The sequence below is a fragment of the Streptomyces sp. NPDC048257 genome (genome assembly GCF_043201855.1).
Taxonomy (GTDB): Bacteria; Actinomycetota; Actinomycetes; order Streptomycetales; family Streptomycetaceae; genus Streptomyces.
In genome coordinates, this window is the sequence record NZ_JBICZI010000035.1 from 13,350 (window position 1) to 37,471 (window position 24,122).

A 24,122-nucleotide genomic window follows, 5' to 3' on the forward strand; every position below is an offset into this window, starting at 1 on the left:
GTTAGCCCCGCGCCCCGTATGCCTGTGCAGCCTTGCTGACCACGTTATTCTTACTTTCTCGCTCTCCTGCGAGAGCTGAGGCATCCTTCGCAATCTCTTGCTGCTGCTTTGATTCTTCGTTCTTGTGCCAGAGGTCCACAAGTTTCGTGTCAACCTTGCATTCGACGTCGGCTACCGCGACCTCAATTTCGCGAGCGCTCGGCGTCTGGGAATTTACATCTACCCCGAGAGTTGAGATATCGTCGATGGGCGATTTGATGTCGAATCCACGCTTCTTCATACAGTCGGACCACTGGGCAATTTTCGCCTTGACGAACTCGTCGCCCTTCGCTGCCAAGAAGGCACGGCTTTCGGCGTCGGCGACGGTAGGCGTTTGAGGCATGGGGAGGAGGCGCTTCACTTCCCCTCGGCAGCCGCCATCGGGGATCTTCTGACCTTTGTAAGTGCCGCCGGCTACGTCCGGTCCGATTCCAGTGAAAACAGCTTCCTCGGCGCCCTTTGCGGGTTCCCAGCGCGACGACTCTGGGGTCTCCGGGAGATGGTAACCCCGCGTTTTAGCGGCTTCTGGATCTGAAATTCCATAGCGTCGACCCATGTCGGCATCCGCAGCACCGACAGCTACCTCTAGTGGCGGCTCAGGGGGTCCGAACTTCTTAAATCCGTAGCGGTCCATACAGGTTCGCCACTGATCCTGCGTTGCGACCTGCCAGGCGTACTGATCGCGCGGATTGGTGGAATATCCGTCGAGGGGAAGGGTCATACCCTTCGTTAAACCCTTGGTCGGCGCCGCAGGTATGGAGTTCAATGAAATCCGAGGGGGCGCTGCCACTTCGCCCACATCTAAAGACTGCCCTTGGGTAGCCGTTCCGCATGCTGTCAGAAGCCCTATCGCCGCGACACCGACAGCAATCCGTATATATTTGCTCAACGCAACCTCATCTCTGTGTGTCCGTTCCGCCGCAGACGGCCTCGCGCGATGCCATTGAGAGAATGGCTTCATTGGCCGAGGTAACCCGGATACTGGAAGCATCACGAGGGGGAATCGAGACATGGTGATAGAACTTGATGATGAATGCCGCCTGCGCCCCGACGCTCCGAAATCCCCACCCCGGGCGCATACGTGAATCAAACCACGCTACATTTGTCGCATAAGCGACATACTCCCCCCGATGCGGCACTCCTGTCCCGAAGTCTAGCGAAACCAACAGCCTAGAGACAGTGGCTGGACGTTCTGTCGGCAATTGGATCGGCGGTCGTGCGGGCACTGCCTGCGCTTTCTTCTTGCAGCGCGCAGAGCTGTGACGAAGCGACAACCGAGTCACCTGGCCGGAATCTGACGGCGCGTTTTAATGACTGTGCCGCAAGGAGCCTCTATGCCTAACTTCGCAGACCTTTCTGGTCGCAGTCACGGCCCGCTCGAATCGGTCGAAGGCCGACCGGGACCCGGCGGAGTGGCTGCTGGGGGCCCCGGATGCCCTGGGCCGGTACGGCGCCGAGTGGACCGCCACCAAGATCCGTTGGGGCCTCGCGGTCGACGGGGTGGAGCGGGACCAGTTGCTCGACATCGCGGCCGGCTGCGGCGGCACGCATGTGGAGTTCCCTCCCCCGCCTCGTAAGGCAAGCTGGCCGAAGGCCTCCGCGCCCTGCCAGGGTGGCGGCCCTTCGGCACGCTACGGATCCCGGCCCCAGGGCTGCGGTCCCCGGTGTCGTGCCTCGGGATGGGAACGGGCGTCCAGCTGAGGCCGCCAAAGATCTCGCACTCAGGCGCTCCCTCGCACCGGAGGTCGCCACCGACCCAGTTCGGCGCCGTACCCCCCCCTACCGTTTTGGTTGCCCCGCAACGGGGCGCCCGACCTCCGGAGTTGGCATGACTTTCTCCCCCTGTCGATCGCATGTCTTGGGGGGGTGGTGTCACCGGCTCCGGAGGCATCGACAGACCGCTGATTAGGGGCATGACCACCGGCCTTTCCGCAGGTCGGGAGGCTCTTCGTAATGTGGATGTGGCGATCGGTTCCGTGGGACGGCCGGGCGAACCGTTCCCTGAGCGCCTCGTAGACGTCGGCCTACGGAAGCGTCAGTAGTTCGTTCTCGCTCCATCCGGCGACCGCGTTCGCGAGGTCATGGGATCAGTGTGCGGGCCACCGCTGACAACACGCCCGTACCTGCACCCGGCTCCTTCAGCCTGGCGGACGACAGCTAGAGGGCGCCCGTCATCTGCGGTGCCATCGCCTCCTGGCGGGCTTCCCAGGATGCCGCCCTGAGCTTCATGCGTCAGGAACAACCGAGGCCCCAGGCCGGGCCGAGCCCAACAGGCCGCGCGCCGCTGGTCGGTGTTGAGAGTGCCGTTGGCCTTGATGGCCTTGGGGCCATTCCAGGCACGTGTTGCAGTCATTTTCGGCCGGGTCCATCACTCTCCAAAGTGGAAATGATCAAAAAACTGGCCGATTTTCTGGTTCATCCCGAATTTAGACATGGTCTAATCGGATTAAGGATCTAACGGGGAGGGGGCTTGAGAGTGGTTCCGACGCGCGATGGGCGCGTTTGCGCGCAGGCGTCTTCCTCGGTATCCAAATCCCAGTCCCGACAGCCATATCGCGAATGCTCGACGCTTTGATTTAATTCCCCAATCTAGCAGGGTAATCGGCGTCTTTTTCGCCAATCGAGTTGACGCAAATGTGCACGGAAAATTCCATGCGTCGATCAAGATAGGGCGCGGCAATTTTATGTCCGTCCCAGGAACCCCGCGCGTCGGGCACCGCGCGCAGGTAGCAGCCAACTCCAGCCAGATGACGCTCCTGTGACGTGCTTTGGCCCCAGCCAGCACGCCGCCACCAAGGCGCTCTGTACCACCTAATTCTTCGCTCGCGAAGCCGTCCACGATGCATGGCCACGTCTCCATCAGACCCGCATCCGGGTGGTCTTGCGCGGCGAGTCCCGTATCCGCCGACCAAGGAGATCTCCCTTGAGACCTCGTGTAAGGAGGCGCCGTGTGTCAGCAGCGGCGCTCGTGAGTACCGCACTGTTATGCGGCCTGCTCCAAGGGCAGGCATGGGCGAAGCCGGATGCCGCTGGCGCTGCCGCCACGGACCCCTCCCAGATCTCGCCCACCGACCGCGAGAAGGTCCTGGGCAAGGGCTGGAAAGCCTCGACGGACCGGGCCTGGACCACCAGCGGTGACTCCGCCGGGTTCCACCTTCTGGTCGCCGACCAGAAGGTTGGCTACGGCTGGCGGACGGCCGCGACGCTCGCCGAACCCGGTTTCGACGCCGATATGTGGATCGGCAATGCCTGTGTCACCGGGTCGGGCAAGCGGGCCATGATCGCCTACGCGCCGCGCACGTTCACCAACAAGCCCGAGCTCATGGCGCGGGGCGCGTTCACCGCAGTGGTGGATCTGGAGTCCGGTGCAGTCACGAAGCTGGACCGTCAGGCCTCGCTCGCCTACTTCAGCCCAGGTTGCGGCATCGGTGAGACGGCTGTCCTAACCCAGGCCGGCGGTGACACCAAGAACCAGACTCGCCTGCTCACCGTGGACACCGCAGCGGCGAAAGTCACCCGGACCACCGAGTTGGCTGGCCAGGTCACCTCCGCCATCCCGGTCGGGAATGACATCGTTGCGGCGGACTCCGCACGCCTCACCCGCATCGACCAGCAGGGTAAACGCACCGCCCTCGCCAGCACCGGACAGGTGCCCTTCGGGCTCAAGGCCGATGCCGAAGGCGGCCTCGTCTACCTGGACCGCCCCGCCGGCTCCACGGACAAAGCCGAAGTCAAGCGAATCACCGCAGCTGACATCGTCCGTGGCAACGCTGGCAAGACCAAGCAAGCCGTCTTGGCGCGCGGTGCGCTGACGAAGATGGACCTGTCCAGCAGTGCCAACGGTACCGTCTTCATCACGGGCCAGACCCAGGCTGCGGACCCCCTGCCCAAGACAGTCCAGCGCCGCCCGGACGTTCCCAAGGAGTCCCAGGCCACGACAGGCGCCAAGGCGCTGGTCACCAAGGTGGCCGCGGCTGGCCAGGGCGACCCACGTAAGCAGCAGGACCTGACCGCCAATACCGCGCAGATCAGCCTTAAAGTCCTTGCCACCGGTAAGGACGCCACCTTTACCGTCACTCCAAAGGCGCCCGACGCCAGCGCCGCCACGGGAACGACTCCCTCGCCGGTCCTGGGCGCGCCGACGCAGTCCTCCGCACGCGCCGGCTCCGCGCTCGCCGTGCCAATGGCCGCCGACTCGACAGTCGAGAACGAGCGCTACTGCGCGGTGGCGCGCAACGACCCGGCCAAGCAGGTCATGCAGCCCAAGCCCCGCCAGGTGGAGTGGGCGGTCGACCAGGCCGTCAACGGGACTCTGGACCAGCACGTCTCCCGGCCGGCGAACTGGAAGAACCTGGGAATGTCCGCCTATCAGCCGCAGACCCTGTTTCCCCGCGTCGGCCTCAACAGCGGAGGCCGCATACCGGCACAGGTTCTGCTGGGCGTCACCGCCCAGGAATCCAACATGTGGCAGGCTTCCCGCGTGGTCGTACCCGGTGTCACCGGGAACCCGCTGATCGGCAACTACTACGGCATCAAGTACGCGGCCGACGGTCAGCAGAATGACCCGTGGGGCATCAACTGGGCCGACGCCGACTGCGGCTACGGCATCACTCAGATCACCGATGGCATGCGCATGCACGGCAGGGAAAAGCCCGGCACGGTGGCCACGCTGAGCACGCTGCAGCAGGAGGCTGCGGCGCTCGACTACACCGCGAACGTCGCCGCTGGCCAGCGGGTCTTGGCCGACAAGTGGAACGTCACCAACCAGGACGGGCTGATCGTCAACAACGGCGATCCCAAGTATCTCGAGAACTGGTTCTTCGCCCTCTGGGCCTACAACTCCGGCTATTACCCGAAGGCCGCGGCCGGGAACAACGGCGGGCTGTGGGGTGTGGGGTTCACCAACAACCCTGCCAACCCGCTGTGGAGGGCCAATCGAGCCCCCTTCCTCGAGGGACCGTTACCCGGCAGCAACGACTACTCGCACGCCAAGCACCCCCAGGACTGGCCCTACCAGGAAAAGGTCCTCGGTTGGGCGGCCCGCCCCCTCTCGGCATTGGAGTCCCCGGGCACAATGGTCGCGGGGTTCCGACCCGCCTGGTGGAACAGCGACGCACTGAAGTCCAAAGTCAAGCCGGCCGAGAGTCTGTTCTGCACCGCCGCGAACAGCTGTGACCCCAGCAAGATAGGCCCGAACGACCAGAATAAGCCTGGGCTCGGCGCCTGTACCCGCGACGACCTCAAGTGCTGGTGGAACCAGCCGGCCAAGTGGAAGGAGTGCGCCCTCGGGGAGTGCGGCAACGAAGTTATACGCTTCCCTGCCACTTACAAGGAAGAGGCGGACGGCACCGCGTACCCGCCCAACTGCACCACCCAAGGCCTGCCCGCCAACGCACTCATCGTGGACGACGTTCCCGACGGTACGCCCATCTCACGCCCGGGCTGCACCCAGCCCAAGGCCAACAGCGGAACGTTCTCCCTTGACTTCGCCACACCAAGCGCAAGAATCGATTTCCAGCAGCTTGGCGCCGGCTACGGCGGCCACTTCTGGTTCGCGCATACCAGGAACGGCGACGAGGCCGGAAATCGCATGAAGGTCACCGGGACATGGCAGATAACAGATCAGCCAATTGGGCAGCGTGAGGTTTTCATACACTTGCCCGATCATGGAGCGCAAGAGTCGCAGGCCACATATGAAATCGAGACACGCTGGGGAACTCAAGCCAAGACAATAAACCAAAAGGGCTCTGGTAACCGATGGGTTTCCCTTGGATACTACGATTTTGGCGACAGATTGGCGGTGCGACTGTCGACTACGGTCCAGAGCGCCACAGGAGACCTCGACCTGGCATACGACGCAGTGGCGTTCGCCCCGAGCAATTATAGCCCCCTGCCGCAGATAGCTCTCCCGGAGCCCAACCCGAACTCTCTTCCGGATTTTTCATACGACATTCCAGAAGAATATGATTCCAGCGGCCCTCAGCTGCGTGGTTCGGGTTCTTCTGCTCCTCGGTGCCAGAGCCCGAATTCGCAGGGGAAGTTCACCTGCGTTCAGGTTGTGGACCGCGGTTCCTACACGCCGCCCAATTCTGCAAAGACCCTCAGCCCCTCAGCAACCACCGCATGGAGCCCACTCATTCCGCGGTGCGAGACAACCTCTAAACCGTACAGCGTGACGCGATTCGACGCCTGCTATAAGCGAGACATTCTCGCCCAAGCTTGGGATCGGAGCAGCAGCACGCCGAGACTCGTGGGAACGGTTTCGTTCCACCTTCTACAAGAAATAAAGATTCCCCGCCGCGCAGCAGAAGGTGGCGGCGGCTTCTCGAACGGATTCAACACAAAAGTCACTTTGGAGCTTTTTGACGTACAGGGTGAGATAGACAGAATCTCGGCAAACGGTCTCGAGATCTCCTGCACTGTCGCAGTCTGCAACACTCCGACGGTCTCGAATTGGCCCGAAGGGGATACGTGGTTCGGCCGCACCGATCGACACAAAGCCAGTGCATTCGCCAGCGTCCAATGGACAAACGGTGCCACTGATGCGGTCAATTTTTTCGACCTGAACGCATCAGTAAAATTCACAATTCCGGGATACAAGCCGGACGAAATCGAAGGAGCCGCATGGCAAACAGTGCCACTTGGGCAGGTTCGGTGCGACAGCAGAATGTCCGCGGCACCCGCGTGTGTCATGTCTGGCCATAAGCCGGTTTGGAAGCTGGACGACCATCGCTATCCAGTAGCTGCGGCATACTACTGGCTGCTCCGCGAAAAACTCGCTTCCCACCCTGGAAGCCGCAAGGAAAAGTCGCCGCTACATCGAGAAGCCGACGGGCCGACTGCCGCCGAAAATCGACGGCGGGTTTGCGATCGAGGCGTGTCGGCGAATCTTGAACCATGGTCCGCCCACCCGGATGCCCTCGGCGACTCAAGAGGGATTCAGTGCGATGAATTCCCATTTGCTCGCACCAAGGAGAGTGGCGGCCAGATTTACACGAACGGAAAGCCGTGCGTGCAACTGTTCGCTAAGCCCGTGAATGGAAAATGGATGCTCAACGCGGACGGTCGCTACGCTGCACTGTCCGGTACCACCTGGCCTCAGAAATGTGGCCGCGCGGCAATCCCTGGAATTCAGAACGAAGCCGCCGGCTCCGACCTGGGAAATTTCTACCTGGCAAACCGCATGCTGCACGACGATGGGTTCTACTTCGAATCGCCTCGATATGAGGGATGCAGCACAACTCAAGTCTGCACCATCCCGTAAAGAGGTTTGATTACAGGGGGGCGCGTCAGTCGACGCGCCCCCCTGGATGGTTTTTTGAGCTTGTTCCTTACCTACCAAGGTTTTCTGGGCCTGTCGATTGCCTAAGGGCCTCGGGGAGTTGGGACGGTTTCACCGGCGATAGCAGGTGGCGGGTCTCCGGTTCTTCGAGCCGAGAGACGTCCACGGGACCGGTTCTTGTCCATTGAGAAACACGGGCCGGGCAGAGCAAGTGGGCACGGATATTCCTGAACCCCCGGCGAGCCCGGACCGGGGCGAGGCAGTCGGGCTGGCGGGTTTCTCCCCGGGCATGCGGAGATCTGGCCAGCGGCAGAACGAGGACGAAGCTGGGTAGGGGACGAACCCCCAAAGACTCTGAAATTGCGTTCAAATCAGTGCGTGAAATCTAAGGAAATCGCGGATCATACCACTCGATGGTTAGTTCGCCGGGCCGCACTCGCGGCTTCAGCCCTCCGGCATTACCGCGCCCCCTGACGGAAGAATTCATTTCACGCAGCATGCTCCGCAACGAGGGCCACTTTGGCTGGTACTGCAAACGCCCGTCGTCATAGGCCAGTACGGAACCGAGCAGTGGGCCCTTGCGATTGTCCAGGAACAGTTGGCCTCCAGCTGAGTCACTGGCAATGGGTAGCCAATCCGTATGGCAGGTGAGGCCATAATTGTCCACTAGCGTACCTCGTCGGCGCTCGCACTCTATGCCCTCCAGCATGACGGAGCGTCCAATCAGGATTTGATCGACCTTCTTAAGGGAGTATCCCCCGGGGAGATAGGCCGAAGGCGAACCTCCTCGTGTGACAGGGGGGGCTCCATTGTGGCAACAGAGAAGGGCCAGCAAGTCTGGGTGTATAGAATATCCATTTCCGCTAAGCCTCTCGATCTCGCTTTCGCTGGCAGGCGGGTTCAGGGAGAGGAGCGTTCCTGGAGCATTAATTTCCAGCCAGGCGCGAAACATTTCCCACTCCTCGGCCACTGAGATCTCAGGCATCTAAAGCTCCTTGCTGAGGTTAAATTTCCAACCCTTTTTCATCCTTCGCCGATAAGATGGCAATTCAGATTTAGGGGTCGTGCCGTTAGTGGGGCTCACCCTCAACCTACTTCCTCACGCTATCTCTTATCTGGACTTCGTCGGAATCAGCTGCTCGCCTCCCGGTCAGCGGCCGGGCCGCCCAGGGCTGCCCCTACGGCGCCACCACCGCGCTGGGAGCCGCCGTGGCGCACCCGTGCGGTGCGCTCGGTCGGTGTGGCCGCCCCGGCGGCGGCCCCGGCTGAGCTCCGGGGCCGACCTGGCGGATCGTCCGGGCGTGCGGGTCGCGCACCCAGAACCGGGCGGGAGCAGACGGGAATCGATCGGCATCCATCGGTTCCGATCGTTTTCGTGCGGCAGGAAAGTTGAGGCCGCGGTCCGCCAGAGCACCACGCCCGTCGCGGCGTCCAGGGCAGTCAGGGCTCCGGAGTTGTCTGTCGCGTAGACCGCCTCGCCGTCCGAGTCCAGCGCCGTCGCGGGGTGGTCGGCGCGGTGCTCCCACAGCACCGCGCCGTCCAGGGAACGCCGTACGATGTACGAGCCGCCAGGGCCGTGCCCCTGCGGCTCGTAAACGGAGCCCGCGTAGACCATGGACTCCCCGATCTCGACCGCCGGACCCCCGAAGTGGTGCTCCTGCGGCACCCAGCTGTGCGGGAAGAGCGGACGCAGCGTCCCGTCCGCGCCCACGGCGGCGACCCACAGGCCCCGGTGCGCCCACTCCGGATCGGTACCCACCAGCGCATACGGGCGGCTCGAACGGCGCATCGGGAACGGGTGGTTGAACAGGTCGAAGCCCCTGACCTCCGGGCCCTCGGCGGCCGTTCCGTCCAGCTCGAACATCAGCAGCCGCCAGTCGGCCTTTCGGGGTTCCTCCACCAGCCGCAGGACCAGCCGCTTCCTGCCGCCCGCGACGAGAACCGCGTACTCGCCCGCGCTCACGGTCTCCAGCACCCGTCCCGTGTCCAGGTCGATCCGGGCCACCCGGGGCGCGGACGTCTCCACCCCGTCCGCGTACGGCGGCCGCGCCGCTCGGCATTGGTCCACACGGACGCCCCGTCGGACGCCGGCACCAGCTGGCGGCCGCCCTCCTCATCCCCGACCGCCCACTGCCGTTGCCCCGACGGCAGCCACGACTCCGCGAGGACCCCGTCGAGCGCGGCCAGCACCCGGCCGTCCGCCAGACCCTCGACGGCCCACACCCGCCGCCGCACCGCCCAGTCCAGGCCGACCGCGCCCGCGAGCTTCGCCAGCAGCCGGCGGGCCCGCGGTGCGCGGTCCGGCCGGGCGTACGGCGCCACGGGCACGTCCACCTCCTCCGCGCGGATGTCCCGCGCGCCGACCACGCCCCAGTCCGCGCGGGAGACCACGGCGGTGTGGCCCTGCTCCCGCGCCCCCGGGTCCACCCAGTCGTCGGGCGGGGCCAGCACCATGCGCAGTTCGGTCCAGCTGGGCCAGGCGACGTCGAGCACCTCCCGCTCGTGCTTCAGGGCGGAGACGACCTCACCGGTGTCCAGGTGGACCAGGAGCAGCTCGCCCTCGAAGCAGTAGCCGCCGTCGTAGCTCCCCGTGCCGACGGCCAGCAGGGGCAGGACGGGATGGAACGCCAGCGACCGCACGGGCTTCAGGAGCGCAGCAGGTGCCGGCACCGCAGCACGTCCGGCTCGTAGACGCCGATCCGGTGACCGCCCCACCCGTCGTCCGCGGTCCCGTTGCCGCTCCACTGCACCGACCCCACGTCCCCGCCCACCGCGACCAGCCCCGAGCGGTCGTCGGGGACAGCGACCGAAGGCTCCCCGATCTCGGCGAACGGCCCACCGCCGAGCACCCGTCGGACGGTCGGCACAGGGGTCACACGGGGCATACGGGTCCCTCCAGGCGACAGCGGCACACGAAAACGCCGCCGTCCCGGGCAGGGGACGGCGGCAGTCCATGATCACCCGCTCCTCCGCCCGCCCGCCAACGGATTTCGACCGCGGCGGGATTGGGCGCCCGCTACGCGGCGAGGCCAGCGCGGACGAGGCGCGTCGCCGACCCCACCGCGCCCATGGCCGGGACGGGGGCCCGCACACACTAGCTAGGGCGTCTCGTATCTTGCCCCTGGTCCTTGAAATGGGGGCGGTCATGCGGCGCGTCTGAACGGTGTTTTACGGACGCGGACTGGCAGTCCGAGGATCTCATGCAGCGCGTTGCCTCCCTCTGCCCAGCGTCGTAGTTCTGCCCGGTCGACCCAGCGGACGCCGTGCTGGTCGCCCCAGGTGATGGCATCGCGGGTGATGGCAGTTGGTAACGACAACGGCGTGGTCGGCTCGGTGGGCGGGGCCGGCAGTCCCTTTCACGATGTACATCACCGATGAGCCCACTTTCCCTCCAACGCGCGTGTGCTTGGCCTGCACGACAATGCGGCCGCGTTGCGGGTGGTCTGCGATGACATCGGCGGCCTGATCTCCACCGCCGCCCACACGGCGAGCCGGCCATCCGTCACGGACGAGAAGGTCCCGCAGCGCGTACTCGAACTGCCTGTCGTCCATGGCGTCGAGTTCGGCAGCGCCGCCGCCGAGCGGGCCTGCTCCAGAGAGGGTGATCGTCAGGGAAGCCAGTCTCTCGGCATCGCGGCGTCGTATAGCTGCGGCCTGGGCGGTCCGCCACGCGGTGACGGCTCCTGCTATCAGGATGAGGGCCAGTACGGCAGGCCAGGCGTCCTTCAGCGTGCTGAAGGCAAGGCCGGCCATCCGGACGGCCAGGACAAGCACGGCGAGCGCCACTATGGCGGCAGAGGTGACTTCGGCGGCCCCGCGCGGGCCGCGTATCCGCAGGGCCGACCGTTTGCGACCATCAGCGCACGGCGGGGGTGGAGACCGCTGGCTGCGGGTCCGCCGGTGGTGTGGTGGTGTGGTGGCGGTGGTCTCGCCGAATCCGAAGACCTGCCCCCACAACCAGGCACCGGTCAGCAGCCCGGCAATCATCCATCCGCTCATCCGCGTAGCGCTCTTGGGCCTCGGATTACGTCGGATGTGTGCGCGTACACGGTGGAAGCCGTCCGGAACCTTCGACATGCTGTCCCCTCCCCTGGCTGGGCCGCGGTCGCCGCCCATCCCTCAGAGGTTTGTGTAGCAGCGGGCTCTGACAGAAACTGATGGATCATCACGACAGCAAGTCCAGCCAGGCCACCATCAAGCCAGCACAACAACAGCACCTGTCTGGTTGTCTCTACCGGCAGCTTGAGTCGCTGACCTCCGCAGACATGCGACATCGCGTCCCGAACTGCCGTCCTCGCTACGTGTGGGTATGCGAGTGACACTGTCGCCGAAGACCCCTGACCTACTAGGACGAGGCTCCCTACGTCGGTGAGGAATGGCGAAAATTGGGGATCGCGCTGGGCTCCGAAATGCGCCGGAGCCTCTCCTGGCCACGCAGCCGGAGCTCTAGCCGCGGCCGCGGGGCCTGGCAGGCTGGTCGTGAAGGCGGCAGCTCACGCAGGGACGCGCTGAAGAGGCCAGCAGGTCCAGCGTGCTGGTTAGCGTGGGCGCCAGGTGCGGATCTCGAGGTGGGTGATGTGGGCGTGGGGGTGGATGCGGCCTGTTTCCACGAGCCACTGGTGGACGGCTGCGGTGACATCCCCGCCTGTGGCGTCCACACGGCGAGCAAAGTCGGCGGCGTCGAACCCGCCGGTGGCGGCGGAGCCGTAGGAGCGTTCCTCGCTTTGGCCAGGGCGCTGGATGGTGTCGCGGCGGATACCGGGTGAGTCGGTGCGGCTGCCGGAGGGGTGTACGTAGTCGGCCTTGTGGAGGCGGACGGTGAAGGCCAGCCGCAGTCCGCGCTGGGCGGCTTCGGCGATGAGGGGGCGCAGGCGGGTGGAGCCTGAGGCGATGGCCTGGGTGCTGACTCGGCCGGTGCCGCTTCCGCTGGGGGTGATCAGTACTGCTTTGCTGCGGACGCGGGCACGGGCGCCGGATGCGGTGGTGCGGCGGGTGATGTGGGGGGCGGCGAGGGCGGCGAGGGCGGGGATGTCGCTGATGCCGGCTTGGATGGCTTCCAGGGCGTGGGTCAGGGCGGGGATGAAGGCGGCTCCTTTGCCGCGCGTGTAGAACTGCGAGACCAGGGACGGGTCGCGGTTGATGATGCGGGCGATGTCGCGTTTGGTGAGGCCCGCAGCCTGGAGTTGGTCGGTGAGGCGGGCTGCTTCGTTGGCGGGGCGTGGGGTGCTGCGGCGGCGGGGCGGCATCAGGCCTGCTCGGGGTTTGGGGTGAGGGCGGCGCGTCCGGCGTCGCGCAGGGTGAGGAGTTCGTCTTCGGTGGTGGGGGCGGGGATGGGGCCGGTGAGGTGGCCTTTGTTGAGGTAGTCGCCGGGCTGGTTGTGGTGGGGCCAGTTCTGGGGGGCGGTGAGGTAGAGGGCGTCGGTGCGGAAGGCGACGACGCTGCCGGGCTGGGTGTGGAGTGCGCCGACGAAGGTGTTGTCGGCGCGCATGCGTTGGGAGAGCAGGGCGGCTCGGGCTCCGGACCAGATGCCGGCGGCCCATTCGGGGTGGGCGTAGGGGTCGCGGGCGAAGCCGGTGGGGCGCTGCCAGGTGATGTGGTCGTGGTCGAAGGCGATGATTTCGGCGTCGGTGGGGACGTCGCGTTCCATGGTGCGGGGGGTGGTTCCGGTGACCATGCGGGGGCGCTGGGCGAAGGAGCCGATGCCGTAGAGGAGGATGGCGCGTACGGCGCGGGAGGCGAGGTGGGCGGCGGTGCGCTGGGCGGGGTCGCCGTGGAGCTGGGCTTGGGCCGCGAGGCGGGACCAGGCTTCTTTGAGTTTCTTCGACCAGTCGTCGAGGGGCTTGCCGTCGTCGAACAGCAGTCCGTCGAGGATTTCGATCTTCCAGGGCTGGATGGGGTTGGCGAGGGCGGTGTAGATCTCGGGGCCGCCGGCCCAGGTGGTGAACGTGGTGCCGGGGGTGGAGGGGTAGTGCCAGGCCCGGTCGCCTGGGGCGGGTGCGGGCAGGATCCCGACGTGGTTCCAGCCGGTGGGGACGGTGACGCGGACGTGCCAGTGTCCGCAGCCGAAGAGGGCTTTCGTCTGGTCCTTCTCGGACCAGGTGGCGAAGGTGGTCGCGGTGACGCGGCGGGGGGTGCCGACTCCGGACTTCCAGGTGTGCTTGGCGTAGGCGAAGGTGCGGTCGTACTCGACCAGGGCGGACAGCTGCTCGGGGACGCGCGGTGGGGTGATCAGCTCGGTGCGGCCCTGTCCGGCGGTGGCGTGGAGCAGGCCTCGGAGCTCTTCGGACAGGACGGGGTAACCGTCGGCGAACTGGCCGCGTTCGGGAATGGTGCGGGTCCACAGGTCGCGGCCGGTCTGCGAGGGGGATCCCATGATGACGGCGTCGGGCCAGTGGGCGCGCAGGGTGGTCCACAACAGGACGAACGCGTCGCGGACGATGGCGGGCGCGATGTCGGTGGTGTCGAACCACTCCCCCGCGGAGCGGATTTCGACGTGCTGTTCGCTGTTGTCGCGCTGGTAGCGGCCGACAGGGTTGCGGGGGTGGACGAAGTGGCCGGCCAGGCGGTCCTTGCCGCGGCCGGTGTCGGTACGCCAGCCGGGGGCGGGGGCGTTCAGCCAGGCGGCCACCGCGTCCTTGAGGTAGGGGTGGCGGTCGGTGTCGCGGTGCCAGGGGTCGCCGGCGGTGATGTAGATCCGCTCGACACCTTCGGGTACGGCGTGGAAGACGGCGGTGAGGATCTCCCCCACCGAGCCGTGGCCGAGGGCGAGCTGGAGGATCCGGTCGCGGTGGACCAGGGTGCCGGTGGCGGCGTCGAGGAAGACGGTGGAGCGGGCCTGCTGGGTGAAGTTGGGGTGAGTGGAGGCCAGGTTCGGGGTGTGAGTGAACCAGCTGTCGCCCTCGGGGCCTTCGGGGATCGAGGGCAGGGCGCGCTCGCGTTCCGCGATGGCCGGCGGGGGCGCGGAGGTGGCGGCTGGCGGTGGCACTGGTTCGACGGTCGGCGGCTCGGGGGCGGCAATCCGGGGTGTCAGCGCGGGCGCGAGGGCGCCGGGTACTTCATCCTCCTCGGTTGCCTCCGGAGCCTGCACGGGCGCGGGCGCCGCCACCACGGCAGGCTGCTCCGGCACGGTATGCGCGGGCTCGGCGGCGAGGGTGGCTGGGGCCAGCGCCGGAACCAGGGCGACGACCTCGGCCAGACTCAGCCCCGCGGCCGGCGCGATCCGCTCGGCCTTTGCCTTCTCGTACTCGGCCAGCGCGGTGATCTTCTTGTCGCGTTCGGCTTCGAGTCGGGCCAGCGCCGCTTGCGCCTTCTTGATGTCGTCCCGCAGCACACGCAACTCACCTAGAGCAGCGGTGTAGGTCTTGGCGTCCATCACAGTCCCTAGGAAGTGCAGGCGTAGGCGATCGCTCCGCCCGAGTGGGAAATCAGGCGGGTGCCGAGCAGCAGTCCGGCGACTTCTCGGGTCTCGGCGTCTGTGGCGTGCAGTTGGGTAGTGGGGCGAGCCAGGTCGGTGACATGGCCCGCCAGCACAGCGCCGGGGAAGGCGTGGCGGCCGCCTTCCATGTCCCAGGTGTCCAGTCTGGTGAGGACCGCGACCACGTATCCGGAGAGAGTCACTGGCAGTACTCCCCCGGCCGCAACGCTCGCCGCGTCGCAGCGCCACCAGCCCCGGAGGGATTTCAGCAGGTCGGCGGCGCTCAGGTGTGCCGCATAGCCGATCCAGGCCCGGTCATCGTCTTCCAGGGCAGGCTTGGCCACGTCGACACGGAGCACTGCGATCTCGCGGACCGGCAGCTGATGGAGGGGTGCAAGCTGTCGGTCCCGCAGAGCCTGGACCACCTCCAGTGGCACCATCACGCGGTTACCCCGGCGGGACAGGCCGGGCAGCACGCCAGCTTGGACAAGGCGGCGGAAGGTGGTGGCCGCGCAACCCAGCTCGTCCGCTGCCTGGCCAGTGGTCAGCAGCATCCCTTCACCACCCTTCAACTCCCGTGACATGACATCGGATGCCAGACGATAACGACTCCTCCCCAAACGATGCAAGCCAACTCCAATATCAGAGTCCGCTTTTACATCGGTGGCGTTGGTCTGGCTGCTGGCGACCGTCGGCGCCTGGGGGCCTGTGCTCGGCATACCGGCAGGTGACCGATGCCAATACCCTTCAAGTGCGGCACAGGGACGGCGTGAATGGACCTGTCCGACAACTCCGGCTCGCGGCAGGGCAGGTCCACAACCGGCTCCAAACCTGAGCTGCCGACGGCACTTGCGGCCGCTCACAGGGCGAGGACGGCGCCGTCCTGCTTCCCTGCCGGCCACGGGGCATGCAATGCTCCCTGCCCACTGGGGTGCCCCGGTGGACGACTTTCGGCGCGCAGCACGAGCGAGCGCTGTCTCAGGCGAGCCTAGGTGTGGGTCTGGGGTGCTCTCGGGTGCAGGTCTTCGCGTCCGCGGGCGTGGTGGAGCCGCACGTGGAGCAGGTCCATTGCCGTGCGGGAACTCCCAGGGCTGCTTGAAGTACGGCCCGGTCCTCGAACGAAGGGTTCTGCAGCTTCCTAGCGGCGGTGTGCCGGACCAGTAGGTCGGGGTCGGCAAGGAGGTGTCGGGCGTCGCGGTGCTGGGAGGCGTGACTGAGTTCTGTTGCGGTGATGGACGCGGCGCCCGCTCTGACGAGGGGGTCATCGGTTGGCAGGGGGACAGCGGGGCAGCAAGAGGTGAGGACTGCTGCCGTGTTCATGCGGCCGTACGGGGTGAGGTCGGGCAGGACCGCGAGAGCTCGCGTGGCGAGGTCATGTGCCGTGGCGGTAGCGCTGGCGGCGAGCAGCAGGACGAGCTGCGTGAGCCAGGCGTTGCCCTTGGTGAGCGTTTCGATGACCAGGTCGGTATCGATGGTGTCTGGCTGGAGCCGTAACTGGGGGGTTCGAGTGCTGGGCCGATAGAGGAGCCCCCAGTCCGGGCGCTTTGAGGCTTCGCTGCGCAGGCTTCGGAGTTGTGCGCTGACCAGTGCGCCGTCCAGACCACTGGCCTCGACGGTCAGACGGAGGATCCTCCGCGTCAGCTCGGAGTGGTGAGTGACGGCGTTGGCAATGGTTCCAACGGGTTGGCCTCTCGTCCTGAGAGCTGCGGAGAGGGCGGCAGCTTCGTCGAGATGCCACGCCTGTGTGGGGGTGAGTTGTGGTGCGGTCGAGGCCTGCAAGGAACTCGTAGGGCACACCCATCGTGTCGTAGGCGTCGATGAACGGGGTGAGGATGCCTGGGCGTATGGTGGCGGTGATGTCGGCAAGGGCCCCGTGGTAGCCCCGCTTGGGCAGTTCGATCTCCAGCCACTCAAGGGTTTCGATGGTGGCGTGGTAGGTAGCTTTGACTAGGTGGGTCAGGGATTCGGGCCTCGCGGATAGCAGGTGCTCGACTCCGAAACGGACGAGTGCATCCACGCCAGCGATCGCCAGCTCTCCGTTGGGAACTCTGCTGGCCGCAGCGGCGAGCCCTGCTTCCAGGGTGTCGAGCTCCATCGCAGTGGGCTCTGTGCCGCGTCTGCGGGCTTGCTGTTGAATACACAGGGCCGTGATCACGGCCGTCTGATCGGGTCCCATGTTGGCTGAGGCGTCGATGAGCTGCTGGGTGTGAGCTGCACCGAGGTCTTCTTCGGCAAGGCGGGCTGCGAGTTCTGCGCGCGGGGAGCGTCCGGCGTCGAGATCGATGACGTCGTCCGACGCCTCAGGGTGCCGGTCCGGAACAGTAGTAAGTCGCGTGAGCTGGGCCTCGCGGTATGCGTGCAGTGCGGCGCTCGCAAAGGCAGTGCCGTCCGCCAGGGCATCGTGCACCAGGTCGAGGGCTGTTCCGCCGGCGTGCACGACCCGGAGTCCCAGCACGAGTGGGTGGCTTTCGACTTCGGGGTGACGGGGCTCTGCGGTTCCTACCACAATGATTGGCCGCTGGACGCCCCGGGGCCGGTCGAGCATGCCTTGGCGTACTGGGGCCCGGACGGCGATCCCACCGGCTTGATCCTGGTCCTTGAGGAACTCGTACGGCTGGATCGCTCCCCTCTCACCCCTGCGGAGCTGGACCTGCTGTGGGAGGCTCCGGGGGACCCGCTCGGTGGCTCTCCCACGTTCGGCGGAGCCCGACGGGCCTGGCTGGACCAACTGCTGGCAGGGCTTTCACCGCTCGCCCTGTCCCGGGGTGCTTCGGAATCGCAGTGGGCCGCCCCGACTGCGTGCATGCCCGACGGAACAGGACCGGCAGCAGTCGGACATCAACGCCTGACGACCGAGGTTCTGGACCTGACGAGCCTGCTGGACGGGGCGCGTGTCGCAAGGGAAGGCGAGTCGTTCGTGGCTACACGCGCGGCAATTGAACGGTGTGCAAGGGTGGTCTGCCCGGAGCTGGCCTTCCGGTTCCTGCTGCATGCCCTCGCGCGGTTCGACTGCCCGGTGTCCGCTGAGGTCTACAGCCGGCTCGAACGTGTGAGCACGGCCTTCGGGCACGGACCGTACGTGGTCGATGCCCACCGCCACCGCGTGGAATGACACCCGCCCCATTCGCAGGCCCTGGAGGGACCCGGCGGTCCGTCCAGGGCCTCTTTCGTATCCCCGCGCCTTCTGTACCGGTCGCAGCCCAGGAGACAACGTTCACCCCGAATGCGAGAGGGCGTGTGCCACCGGGCACTGAGGTTCAGCCGGGTCTGGCCGCCGACAGCGGCCCCCACGTCCGCAACGTCCTTGACGGGAACCCCATGAGTTTCTGATCAATAAACCGGGTCACCCAGCTCCTGCGGCTCACCGGTATGGACGCGGTGCTGACCATCGCCGACGGCCTGCCCGGCGCCCGGACCATTCCCTGACCAGACCACCCTCGCCTTGACCTGAGTCCCGGACGCGGACAGGAAGCCTTATAACCGGACTCAGCCGGTGCGCCCCATCCTCGGAATGGCGGCCCGCCCTGTATGGCCGCTGGTGCGCTCTCGAAGTGGCGGTCGATCAGCGCCCCTTGTCCTTCTTTCCCTTGGCCTTCCCGGGGACCTCCTTCGTCTTCGCCGCCCCCGGAGCCTTTGACGGGCGTTCCGTGACCGGGCGCACGGACGAGGGGATGGTGGGCGCCTGGAGGTCTCGTGGAGTGGAGGGTGCTGCGGGCGGGGACTGCGCGGTGGACGTCGATGCGGCGGGAAAGGATGCCGCGGGCACTGGTGGTGGGGATCCTGCCGGGGCAGCCACCTCGGTGCTCTTCGATGCCGAGGGCTGATCATGCGTGGGAGCGGTGACGGGCGAGTTCTTGCCTGCTGGCATGCCGCCCATCACCAGCGCGCAGGTGCCCGCGACGCTCGCCGCCACAAGGCCCCACCAGATCGGGCGGTGCCCTCGGGCAGCCTCATGCTTCCTAGGTTCGGGCGTTCGTAGGGCGTCAGCGGCAGGGGGGAGGAACAGGGAGCGGTGTGTGGTGGTGTCGGCGATGGTTGGGGTGCGGGGTCGCGGTGCTTTCGCCATGTCCTGCAGGCAATGGTGGACGGCGGCGGCGTCGGGGCGTGCCGTCGGGGCCTGGTCGGTCATCTTCTCAAGCAGGCGGGCGAGGCCTTCCGGTAGTCCGTCGGGTATGTGGGGCCGGCGCAGGAGGTGGGCGGTGCCGATCTCCATGGGAGTTCCCTCGTACTCACGCCGGCCGGTGAGAGCCTCCAGGAGGGTGACTCCCAGGGCGTAGATGTCGCTGGCCGTACTCGCGCCTTGGCCCAGGAACTGTTCCGGGGCCATGTAGGCGAGGGTGCCGACGAGGGTGTCGGGCGCGCTGTGAGAGTGATCGTGGACGGTCCGAGAGAGCCCGAAGTCGGCCAGGTGGGGCGCGCCCTCCTCGCCGAGGAGGATGTTGGAGGGTTTCACGTCGTGATGGATGACGCCGCGGGCGTGAACGTGGTCGAGGGCTGAGGAGATGTCGGCGCCGATCTGCATGACCTGGACGGGGCCCAGAGGGCCCGCATCCATTCGGGTGCGCAAGGTGACGCCGTGGATCAACTCTGTGACCATGAAAGCGCCCTGGCCGTGTCGGCCGGCGTCGTAGACGGTGACAAGGGCGGGATGGGACAGGCGGGCCAGTGTGCGGGCCTCGTCGCAGAAGCGATCGGCCGTGACCGTGTCCGTGCCCGCGCGGAACACCTTGACGGCCACTTCACGGCCCAGCACCTCGTCGACGCCGCGGAACACGTCCGCCGTACCGCCCGAACCTATGGGGCCCTGGAGCCGGTAGCGGCCGCTCAGGACGGTGTCGTGTTCAGGTGGTACTCCGTCATTTGGGGCGGACCGGGCTGGCATGGGGTCCTCCTCTACTCGCGGACAGTGGCGCGCCCCTACCCCTCGCAAGTCGCCCTACGCACCGGGCTCTGGGAGCCTCTACCCGGTACACGGGGCAAAGCAGCCGCCAGCAGGGCACCTGGAACCTCTGACGGAGCGATATGCAGGGGAAGCGGGGCCCGGGTCTGCTTGGAGGTCCGACAGCACATCGGCTCCCCCTAGAAAGGAGGGGGAGCCGTTTGCGTCTGGCAGTAGGACCGGGCCGCTCAGGCGTGGCGGTGATTGCGCTTGTTGCCGGTGACCAGTCGGTAGATCACGAGAAGGATGACGGAGCCGATGATCGCGGCGATCCAGGTGGAGAGGTCGAAGAAGCCGTCGATGGAGTCGACGCCGAAGATGACCTTGCCGAGCCAGCCGCCGAGGAGACCCCCAGCGATGCCGATCAGCATCGTGATGATCACGCCGCCCGGGTCCCTGCCCGGCATCAGCGCCTTCGCAATGAAGCCCGCGAGCAGGCCGATCAAGATCCAGGCAATGATGCCCATGCGCTTCTCCTACCTCGCAGAATAAGAATGATGTCAACGAGCGTATTCACCGCTACGAGGCTTCCAAACGTCGGAACCTACGGGCTCCTTTGGCTCCTAACAAAATGGGCTTGGCGTGCCCTCTGGCTGGGTGATGCTGTTCGGTGTGTGGGCAAGCGCGATCCTCAGCCGTGGGTGGTGGACGACGAGTTGAGGGCTCGCATCAGGCCTCTGCTGCCGGTGCGGCAGCGCCGGCATCGGTATCCGGGCCGGAAGGCTCTGGATGATCGCCTGGTGCTGTGCGGGATTGTGTTCGTCTTCTTCTACACCGGGATCCGGTGGGAATGGCTGCCGGCCGGGCTGGGCTTGTCGGGCATGACGTGCTGGAGGCGACTGCGCGACTGGAATGACGCGGGCGTCTGGCAGGCCCTGCACGAGGTGATGCCGGCCGAGCTCTGCGCCGCTGACCGTCTTGACCTGCCACGGGCGGTGATCGACAGCTCCCACATCCAGGCCATGAAGGGCGGCCCGAACCGGCCGCTTCCAGGGCCCCGTGCGGCACGCCGCGCGTACTTGAGTCTTCCCGTTACGGCCACGCCCGCAGCCGGGCGCCTACCTCGCCCAGTCTGGGCACAGTCGATCACCTCGCCGGCCCGTGTTCCCCGCTGGCCGGCATCAAACGCCGGTCGTGTGCGGGCCCGGCGGTCAGGGGGCCGCGGTCCGCTGCACGGGCTCCTTCTGGTCGTGTTCGATCTCGGCACGTTCCTGCGCGATCTCACGGGTGAGAAAGAAGTTGAGGATGGTGCGGATGGCGGCGATGGCGGCCAGCTGGCCGATGTCGGTGAAGCTGGGGGCGACCGCCGTGCGCAGGACATCACCCGCCAGCTGGAACTCCAGTCCCAGGACAAGGAAGCGTCCAAGGCTGAGCCGGATCTTGTTGAACTCGCTGATGAGGGATCGTCGCCGGAGACCGGTCGTGGCGAATCGCGTGAAGGCCCAGACGGCGCCCGCGAAGATGATCAGCGCGCCGGCCGCCTCGATGACGTGGACCAGCCACCCGATCAGCTCCTGCACTCCGGACTCTGACACCAGTTCAACCGACACGTTCATGAGCTGCTCGTACCCCCGTCTGTGCGCCTACACGGGTCGGCCCCGGTGTCTCTCGCCACACGGCGGACGCAGGAGATGCGCAGGGAGTCGTTCCTGGCCCACGTCAGGGGCGCGGCGAGTACGAGACCATGGAAGAGGCCGACCGCGTCGCCCGCGTCGTCCTGGCCCTGCTCGGCGCCCAACTGGTCGGCAGCGTGCGGGCCGAGCCCGCCGCCCGCCTCCCCGAGACGTACGCCCTGATCCCCCTCAACCCTCTGCAGTCCGCGGAGCCGCTCTCACCGGAGCGGTTCGTCCGTGCGACCGCGGCCTGGATCGAACGGCCCGACCCGTTCTCCTCGGACGATCCGTCCTCCAGAGCCTCCGCCTCTGCTCCGGCAGGGGGGACCAGCAGTCCACCTCGATCCACCCCTGGCCGCGACGTACGCGAGAGGTGTCCCGGACGCGCCGGCGAGGTCGTCACCGGCAGCCCTCACGCGGTGGCAGCAACGCCGATGCCGATGGCGATGAACAGCCAGCCGGTGGTCAGTTCCCAGCGGTGACGGAACTTCGGTCGGGCGAGGAGCGCCCGCATCCGCGTGGCGGCGGCGACCAGGGCGAACCAGTAGGCGACGCCGATGAGGACGTCCAGGGTGCCGAGGAAGAAGATCTGCCGGGTCATCGATCCGCCGCCGTGCACGAACTGCGGCAGGATGCTGAGGAAGAACAGCGCCGCTTTCGGGTTGAGCACATTGGTGAGGAAGCCCTGGGTGAACCCGGCCCGCCACCGGCCGCGAGCAGGGTCCGCCCCCGCGGAGTCGTCCGGCGCCGGACCGTCCTCCGCGGCCGGAGACGCCGTCCGCCCGGCGGACCGCTCGCGGGCGGCCCGCCGGGCGGCCAGCACGGCGCGTACCCCGAGGTAGACGAGGTAGGCGGCGCCGAGCAGTTTGATGGCCTCGTAGACCACCGGGTAGCGGGCGGCGATCAGCGCCAGGCCGGTGGCGGCGGCGAGCATGTGCACGCACAGCCCGGCCTGAGCGCCGAGCGCCGCGGCCCGGCCCTTGGAGGGGTGTTCGGTCGCCGACCGGAGCACCACCAGGAAGTCCGGCCCCGGCACGACGTACGCCACCAGGACCACACCGAGGAATCCGACGAGGTCAACCGACATCAGCTCTCCGTTCGTCAGCCCGTGGGCGGTCCGCCGCCGGGGTTGGTCGTCCAAGAGCCGAGGCGCCTGGTGCTGGAACGCTGGAACCTTGGAACGCTGGATGGTGTCAGGCAACGAAGCTCTGTACGCCCACCACCGACGCGACGGCCTCGTCAAGTATCCCGAGTCCCTGCTCCAGTTGCGCGCGGCCCACGGTCAGTGGCGCAGGATCTTGGCCACCTCCTCGTGCGGCCCGGCCGTCTCCAGCAGCAGGCCGTTGCCAGCCTTCTTCGGCGCCTGCGCCCGCTTGATCGCATCGCGCTGCACCTTGCCGGGCCGCTTCCTCTTCGGCTGCTGCCCGCTCGCCGCCTTCGCGGCCTTCTGTGCCGGGTGTGTCCCACGGCCGGATCGTCAGCCGGGCACTGGACAATCGCGCGCCACGCCACCCGGGTGGCGATGCCGACGTGTCTACGCTGCGTCGCGGCGGCAGTAGGCCCAGGCTCCTGCGGATCCGATGGCGAAGGCGAACAGGGCATGCACCACCACGCCGGTCCAAGGGTCGAGCCCGCTGCCGAGCAGCGTCTGTTCGAGCGCGGCATCCGTGCCGTCGCCGATGTCGGGGGCCCCCGACATGGCTGCCCGCGCGGCCGCGAAGGGCAGCACGCCAGGCAGACTGTCGGCTCCGAGGAGACGGCCCACCAGTACGCCTGCGGCCCGCTCAATACTCAGCGGCCACAGAACGAGCACCAGCACGGTGGCCGTTCGGTTGCGTACGAGCACCGCCACCGCCCGCCCGGACGGCGCCCCAATCTACGTGATCCTCGACAACCTCTCCGCCCACCTGCACTGGAGAATCCGCAGGTGGGCGGTCCGGAACAAGGTCGAACTGTGCTTCACGCCGACCTACGCCTCCTGGGCCAACCCCATCGAAGCCCACTTTGGACCACTACGACAGTTCACCCTGACCAACTCGAACCATCCCAACCACACCGTCCAGACCCGGGCCCTGCACGCCTACCTGCGCTGGCGCAACCAGAACGCGCGCCACCCCGATGTCCTGGCCGCCCAACGACGCGAACGCGCCCGCATCCGCAGCGAACGAGGTGTCCGTTGGGGCGGCAGACCACTGCAAACAGCAGCCTGACTGCCCGACCTGGCAACCCTACGGGAACAGCACTACATGTCGAAGGGCTCGTAGCGGGCGTCGCCTCCGGGCCAGGCGCGGTCCATGAACGGCGCCCGGTCGAGGCCGTCGAAGCAGCGCATCAGGAAGTCGGTGAAGCTGCCACTGGTGCGATACCACTCCGCGCACTCGCTGCCGACCACGATCTCCCAGTTGCCCGGATCCGAGTCGCCGGCCAGGAAGTAGTACTCGCTGCTGTGCTCGTCATGGCCCCAGCGGATGAGTCCACCAGGGTCGGGGTGGAAGGGGAAGGGGTAGAGGTCCTCCGACCCTCTCCGCGCATCGCGCCAGCCCTCCAAGGACCAGAACTCCTCGAGTTCGGCAGGGGTCATGAGACCAGTCGGCCGGTCGAGGTGGAGGTACCCGCCGAGGGTTCCGGGCCCGTACACGTCCATGAAGGCCTTGTAGTCCGCGGGCAGCGTGACTCCGAGGAGCTGTTCGGAGGACTCCCAGACCTCTCGCCGCGGCCCGCCCCACGGCTCCTCCGGCTCACCGAGCAGTGCCTGGAGGCGTTCCAATGGCGATGGCACGTCTTCCCTCGTCCCTGATATGTGACCGGCCGGGAATATCATCAGGCCTCCCTCTG

Annotated in this window: 15 protein-coding genes and 4 pseudogenes; 5 read left to right on the plus strand and 14 right to left on the minus strand. The window is 66.9% G+C overall.

Annotation, left to right across the window (positions count from 1 at the left end; genetic code table 11):
• Nucleotide 1: 1 nt before the first annotated feature.
• The gene (locus ACGFZK_RS35375) at nucleotides 2-760 is read right to left on the minus strand and encodes a hypothetical protein (RefSeq protein ID WP_393852932.1); all 759 of its coding nucleotides are present in this window, start codon (nucleotides 758-760) and stop codon (nucleotides 2-4) included.
• A gap of 2,229 nt (nucleotides 761-2,989) precedes the next feature.
• On the opposite strand from ACGFZK_RS35375, the gene ACGFZK_RS35380 reads away from it, so the two are divergent.
• Nucleotides 2,990-7,303 carry a hypothetical protein gene (locus tag ACGFZK_RS35380; RefSeq protein ID WP_393852933.1) on the plus strand — a complete coding sequence of 1,438 codons (4,314 nt, stop codon included), beginning with the start codon at nucleotides 2,990-2,992 and terminating at the stop codon, nucleotides 7,301-7,303.
• 1,168 nt (nucleotides 7,304-8,471) lie between these two features.
• Here ACGFZK_RS35380 and ACGFZK_RS35385 read toward each other — a convergent pair.
• The 7 genes and pseudogenes from ACGFZK_RS35385 to ACGFZK_RS35415 form a co-directional block, all read right to left on the minus strand.
• Entirely contained in the window at nucleotides 8,472-9,347 is an 876-nt protein-coding gene (locus ACGFZK_RS35385; RefSeq protein ID WP_393852934.1) for a PQQ-binding-like beta-propeller repeat protein, read from the minus strand.
• The gene (locus ACGFZK_RS35390) at nucleotides 9,281-9,961 is read right to left on the minus strand and encodes a hypothetical protein (protein WP_393852935.1); all 681 of its coding nucleotides are present in this window, start codon (nucleotides 9,959-9,961) and stop codon (nucleotides 9,281-9,283) included. The genes ACGFZK_RS35385 and ACGFZK_RS35390 overlap by 67 nt, the downstream gene beginning before the upstream one ends.
• A gap of 5 nt (nucleotides 9,962-9,966) precedes the next feature.
• Entirely contained in the window at nucleotides 9,967-10,206 is a 240-nt protein-coding gene (locus ACGFZK_RS35395; protein ID WP_393852936.1) for a hypothetical protein, read from the minus strand.
• 258 nt (nucleotides 10,207-10,464) lie between these two features.
• Nucleotides 10,465-11,110: pseudogene (locus ACGFZK_RS35400) on the minus strand (restriction endonuclease).
• 749 nt (nucleotides 11,111-11,859) lie between these two features.
• The gene (locus ACGFZK_RS35405) at nucleotides 11,860-12,567 is read right to left on the minus strand and encodes a helix-turn-helix domain containing protein (protein ID WP_393852937.1); all 708 of its coding nucleotides are present in this window, start codon (nucleotides 12,565-12,567) and stop codon (nucleotides 11,860-11,862) included.
• Nucleotides 12,567-14,693, minus strand: coding sequence for a hypothetical protein (locus ACGFZK_RS35410; RefSeq protein WP_393852938.1), 2,127 nt, complete (start codon nucleotides 14,691-14,693; stop codon nucleotides 12,567-12,569). The genes ACGFZK_RS35405 and ACGFZK_RS35410 overlap by 1 nt, the downstream gene beginning before the upstream one ends.
• 8 nt (nucleotides 14,694-14,701) lie before the next feature.
• Entirely contained in the window at nucleotides 14,702-15,289 is a 588-nt protein-coding gene (locus tag ACGFZK_RS35415) for a helix-turn-helix domain-containing protein (RefSeq protein ID WP_393852939.1), read from the minus strand.
• 1,652 nt (nucleotides 15,290-16,941) lie between these two features.
• On the opposite strand from ACGFZK_RS35415, the gene ACGFZK_RS35420 reads away from it, so the two are divergent.
• Nucleotides 16,942-17,847: a hypothetical protein gene (locus tag ACGFZK_RS35420; protein ID WP_393852940.1), complete on the plus strand. Its 906-nt coding sequence runs from the start codon at nucleotides 16,942-16,944 to the stop codon at nucleotides 17,845-17,847.
• Between the two features lie 450 nt (nucleotides 17,848-18,297).
• Here the strand turns inward: ACGFZK_RS35420 and ACGFZK_RS35425 are convergent, their stop codons facing one another.
• Complete coding sequence (locus ACGFZK_RS35425; protein ID WP_393852941.1) at nucleotides 18,298-19,617, minus strand: protein kinase; 1,320 nt, start codon at nucleotides 19,615-19,617, stop codon at nucleotides 18,298-18,300.
• Between the two features lie 245 nt (nucleotides 19,618-19,862).
• Nucleotides 19,863-20,141 carry a GlsB/YeaQ/YmgE family stress response membrane protein gene (locus ACGFZK_RS35430; RefSeq protein WP_030713656.1) on the minus strand — a complete coding sequence of 93 codons (279 nt, stop codon included), beginning with the start codon at nucleotides 20,139-20,141 and terminating at the stop codon, nucleotides 19,863-19,865.
• A 174-nt stretch (nucleotides 20,142-20,315) separates the two neighbouring features.
• Between ACGFZK_RS35430 and ACGFZK_RS35435 the strand changes: the two are divergent.
• Nucleotides 20,316-20,648, plus strand: a pseudogene (locus ACGFZK_RS35435) (transposase); the annotation flags it as partial.
• Between the two features lie 177 nt (nucleotides 20,649-20,825).
• Here ACGFZK_RS35435 and ACGFZK_RS35440 read toward each other — a convergent pair.
• Nucleotides 20,826-21,230 (minus strand): DUF1622 domain-containing protein, encoded by a 405-nt coding sequence (locus ACGFZK_RS35440; RefSeq protein ID WP_393852942.1) that lies wholly within the window; start codon nucleotides 21,228-21,230, stop codon nucleotides 20,826-20,828.
• Nucleotides 21,231-21,305: 75 nt separating this feature from the next.
• Between ACGFZK_RS35440 and ACGFZK_RS35445 the strand changes: the two are divergent.
• Nucleotides 21,306-21,769: pseudogene (locus ACGFZK_RS35445) on the plus strand (DUF2267 domain-containing protein).
• On the opposite strand, the gene ACGFZK_RS35450 reads toward ACGFZK_RS35445, so the two are convergent.
• The gene (locus ACGFZK_RS35450) at nucleotides 21,700-22,374 is read right to left on the minus strand and encodes a LysE family translocator (RefSeq protein WP_393852943.1); all 675 of its coding nucleotides are present in this window, start codon (nucleotides 22,372-22,374) and stop codon (nucleotides 21,700-21,702) included. The pseudogene ACGFZK_RS35445 and the gene ACGFZK_RS35450 sit on opposite strands and share 70 nt — an antisense overlap.
• Nucleotides 22,375-22,821: 447 nt before the next feature.
• Nucleotides 22,822-23,133, minus strand: coding sequence for a hypothetical protein (locus ACGFZK_RS35455; RefSeq protein ID WP_393852944.1), 312 nt, complete (start codon nucleotides 23,131-23,133; stop codon nucleotides 22,822-22,824).
• Here ACGFZK_RS35455 and ACGFZK_RS35460 point away from each other — a divergent pair.
• Nucleotides 23,120-23,497: pseudogene (locus ACGFZK_RS35460) on the plus strand (transposase); the annotation flags it as partial. The gene ACGFZK_RS35455 and the pseudogene ACGFZK_RS35460 overlap by 14 nt on opposite strands.
• Nucleotides 23,498-23,529: 32 nt before the next feature.
• On the opposite strand, the gene ACGFZK_RS35465 reads toward ACGFZK_RS35460, so the two are convergent.
• A complete protein-coding gene (locus ACGFZK_RS35465; protein WP_393852945.1) occupies nucleotides 23,530-24,066 on the minus strand; it encodes an SMI1/KNR4 family protein in 537 nt (178 codons plus the stop codon).
• Nucleotides 24,067-24,122 lie beyond the last annotated feature (56 nt).

Coding starts and splice junctions, on each gene's coding strand:
- ACGFZK_RS35395 (WP_393852936.1), bottom strand. CDS start 10,206: ATGCCCCGTGTGACCCCTGTGCCGACCGTCCGACGGGTGCTCGGCGGT.
- ACGFZK_RS35425 (WP_393852941.1), bottom strand. CDS start 19,617: ATGCCAGCCCGGTCCGCCCCAAATGACGGAGTACCACCTGAACACGAC.
- ACGFZK_RS35415 (WP_393852939.1), bottom strand. CDS start 15,289: ATGCTGCTGACCACTGGCCAGGCAGCGGACGAGCTGGGTTGCGCGGCC.
- ACGFZK_RS35375 (WP_393852932.1), bottom strand. CDS start 760: ATGACCCTTCCCCTCGACGGATATTCCACCAATCCGCGCGATCAGTAC.
- ACGFZK_RS35450 (WP_393852943.1), bottom strand. CDS start 22,374: ATGTCGGTTGACCTCGTCGGATTCCTCGGTGTGGTCCTGGTGGCGTAC.
- ACGFZK_RS35405 (WP_393852937.1), bottom strand. CDS start 12,567: ATGCCGCCCCGCCGCCGCAGCACCCCACGCCCCGCCAACGAAGCAGCC.
- ACGFZK_RS35430 (WP_030713656.1), bottom strand. CDS start 20,141: ATGGGCATCATTGCCTGGATCTTGATCGGCCTGCTCGCGGGCTTCATT.
- ACGFZK_RS35440 (WP_393852942.1), bottom strand. CDS start 21,230: ATGAACGTGTCGGTTGAACTGGTGTCAGAGTCCGGAGTGCAGGAGCTG.
- ACGFZK_RS35410 (WP_393852938.1), bottom strand. CDS start 14,693: ATGGACGCCAAGACCTACACCGCTGCTCTAGGTGAGTTGCGTGTGCTG.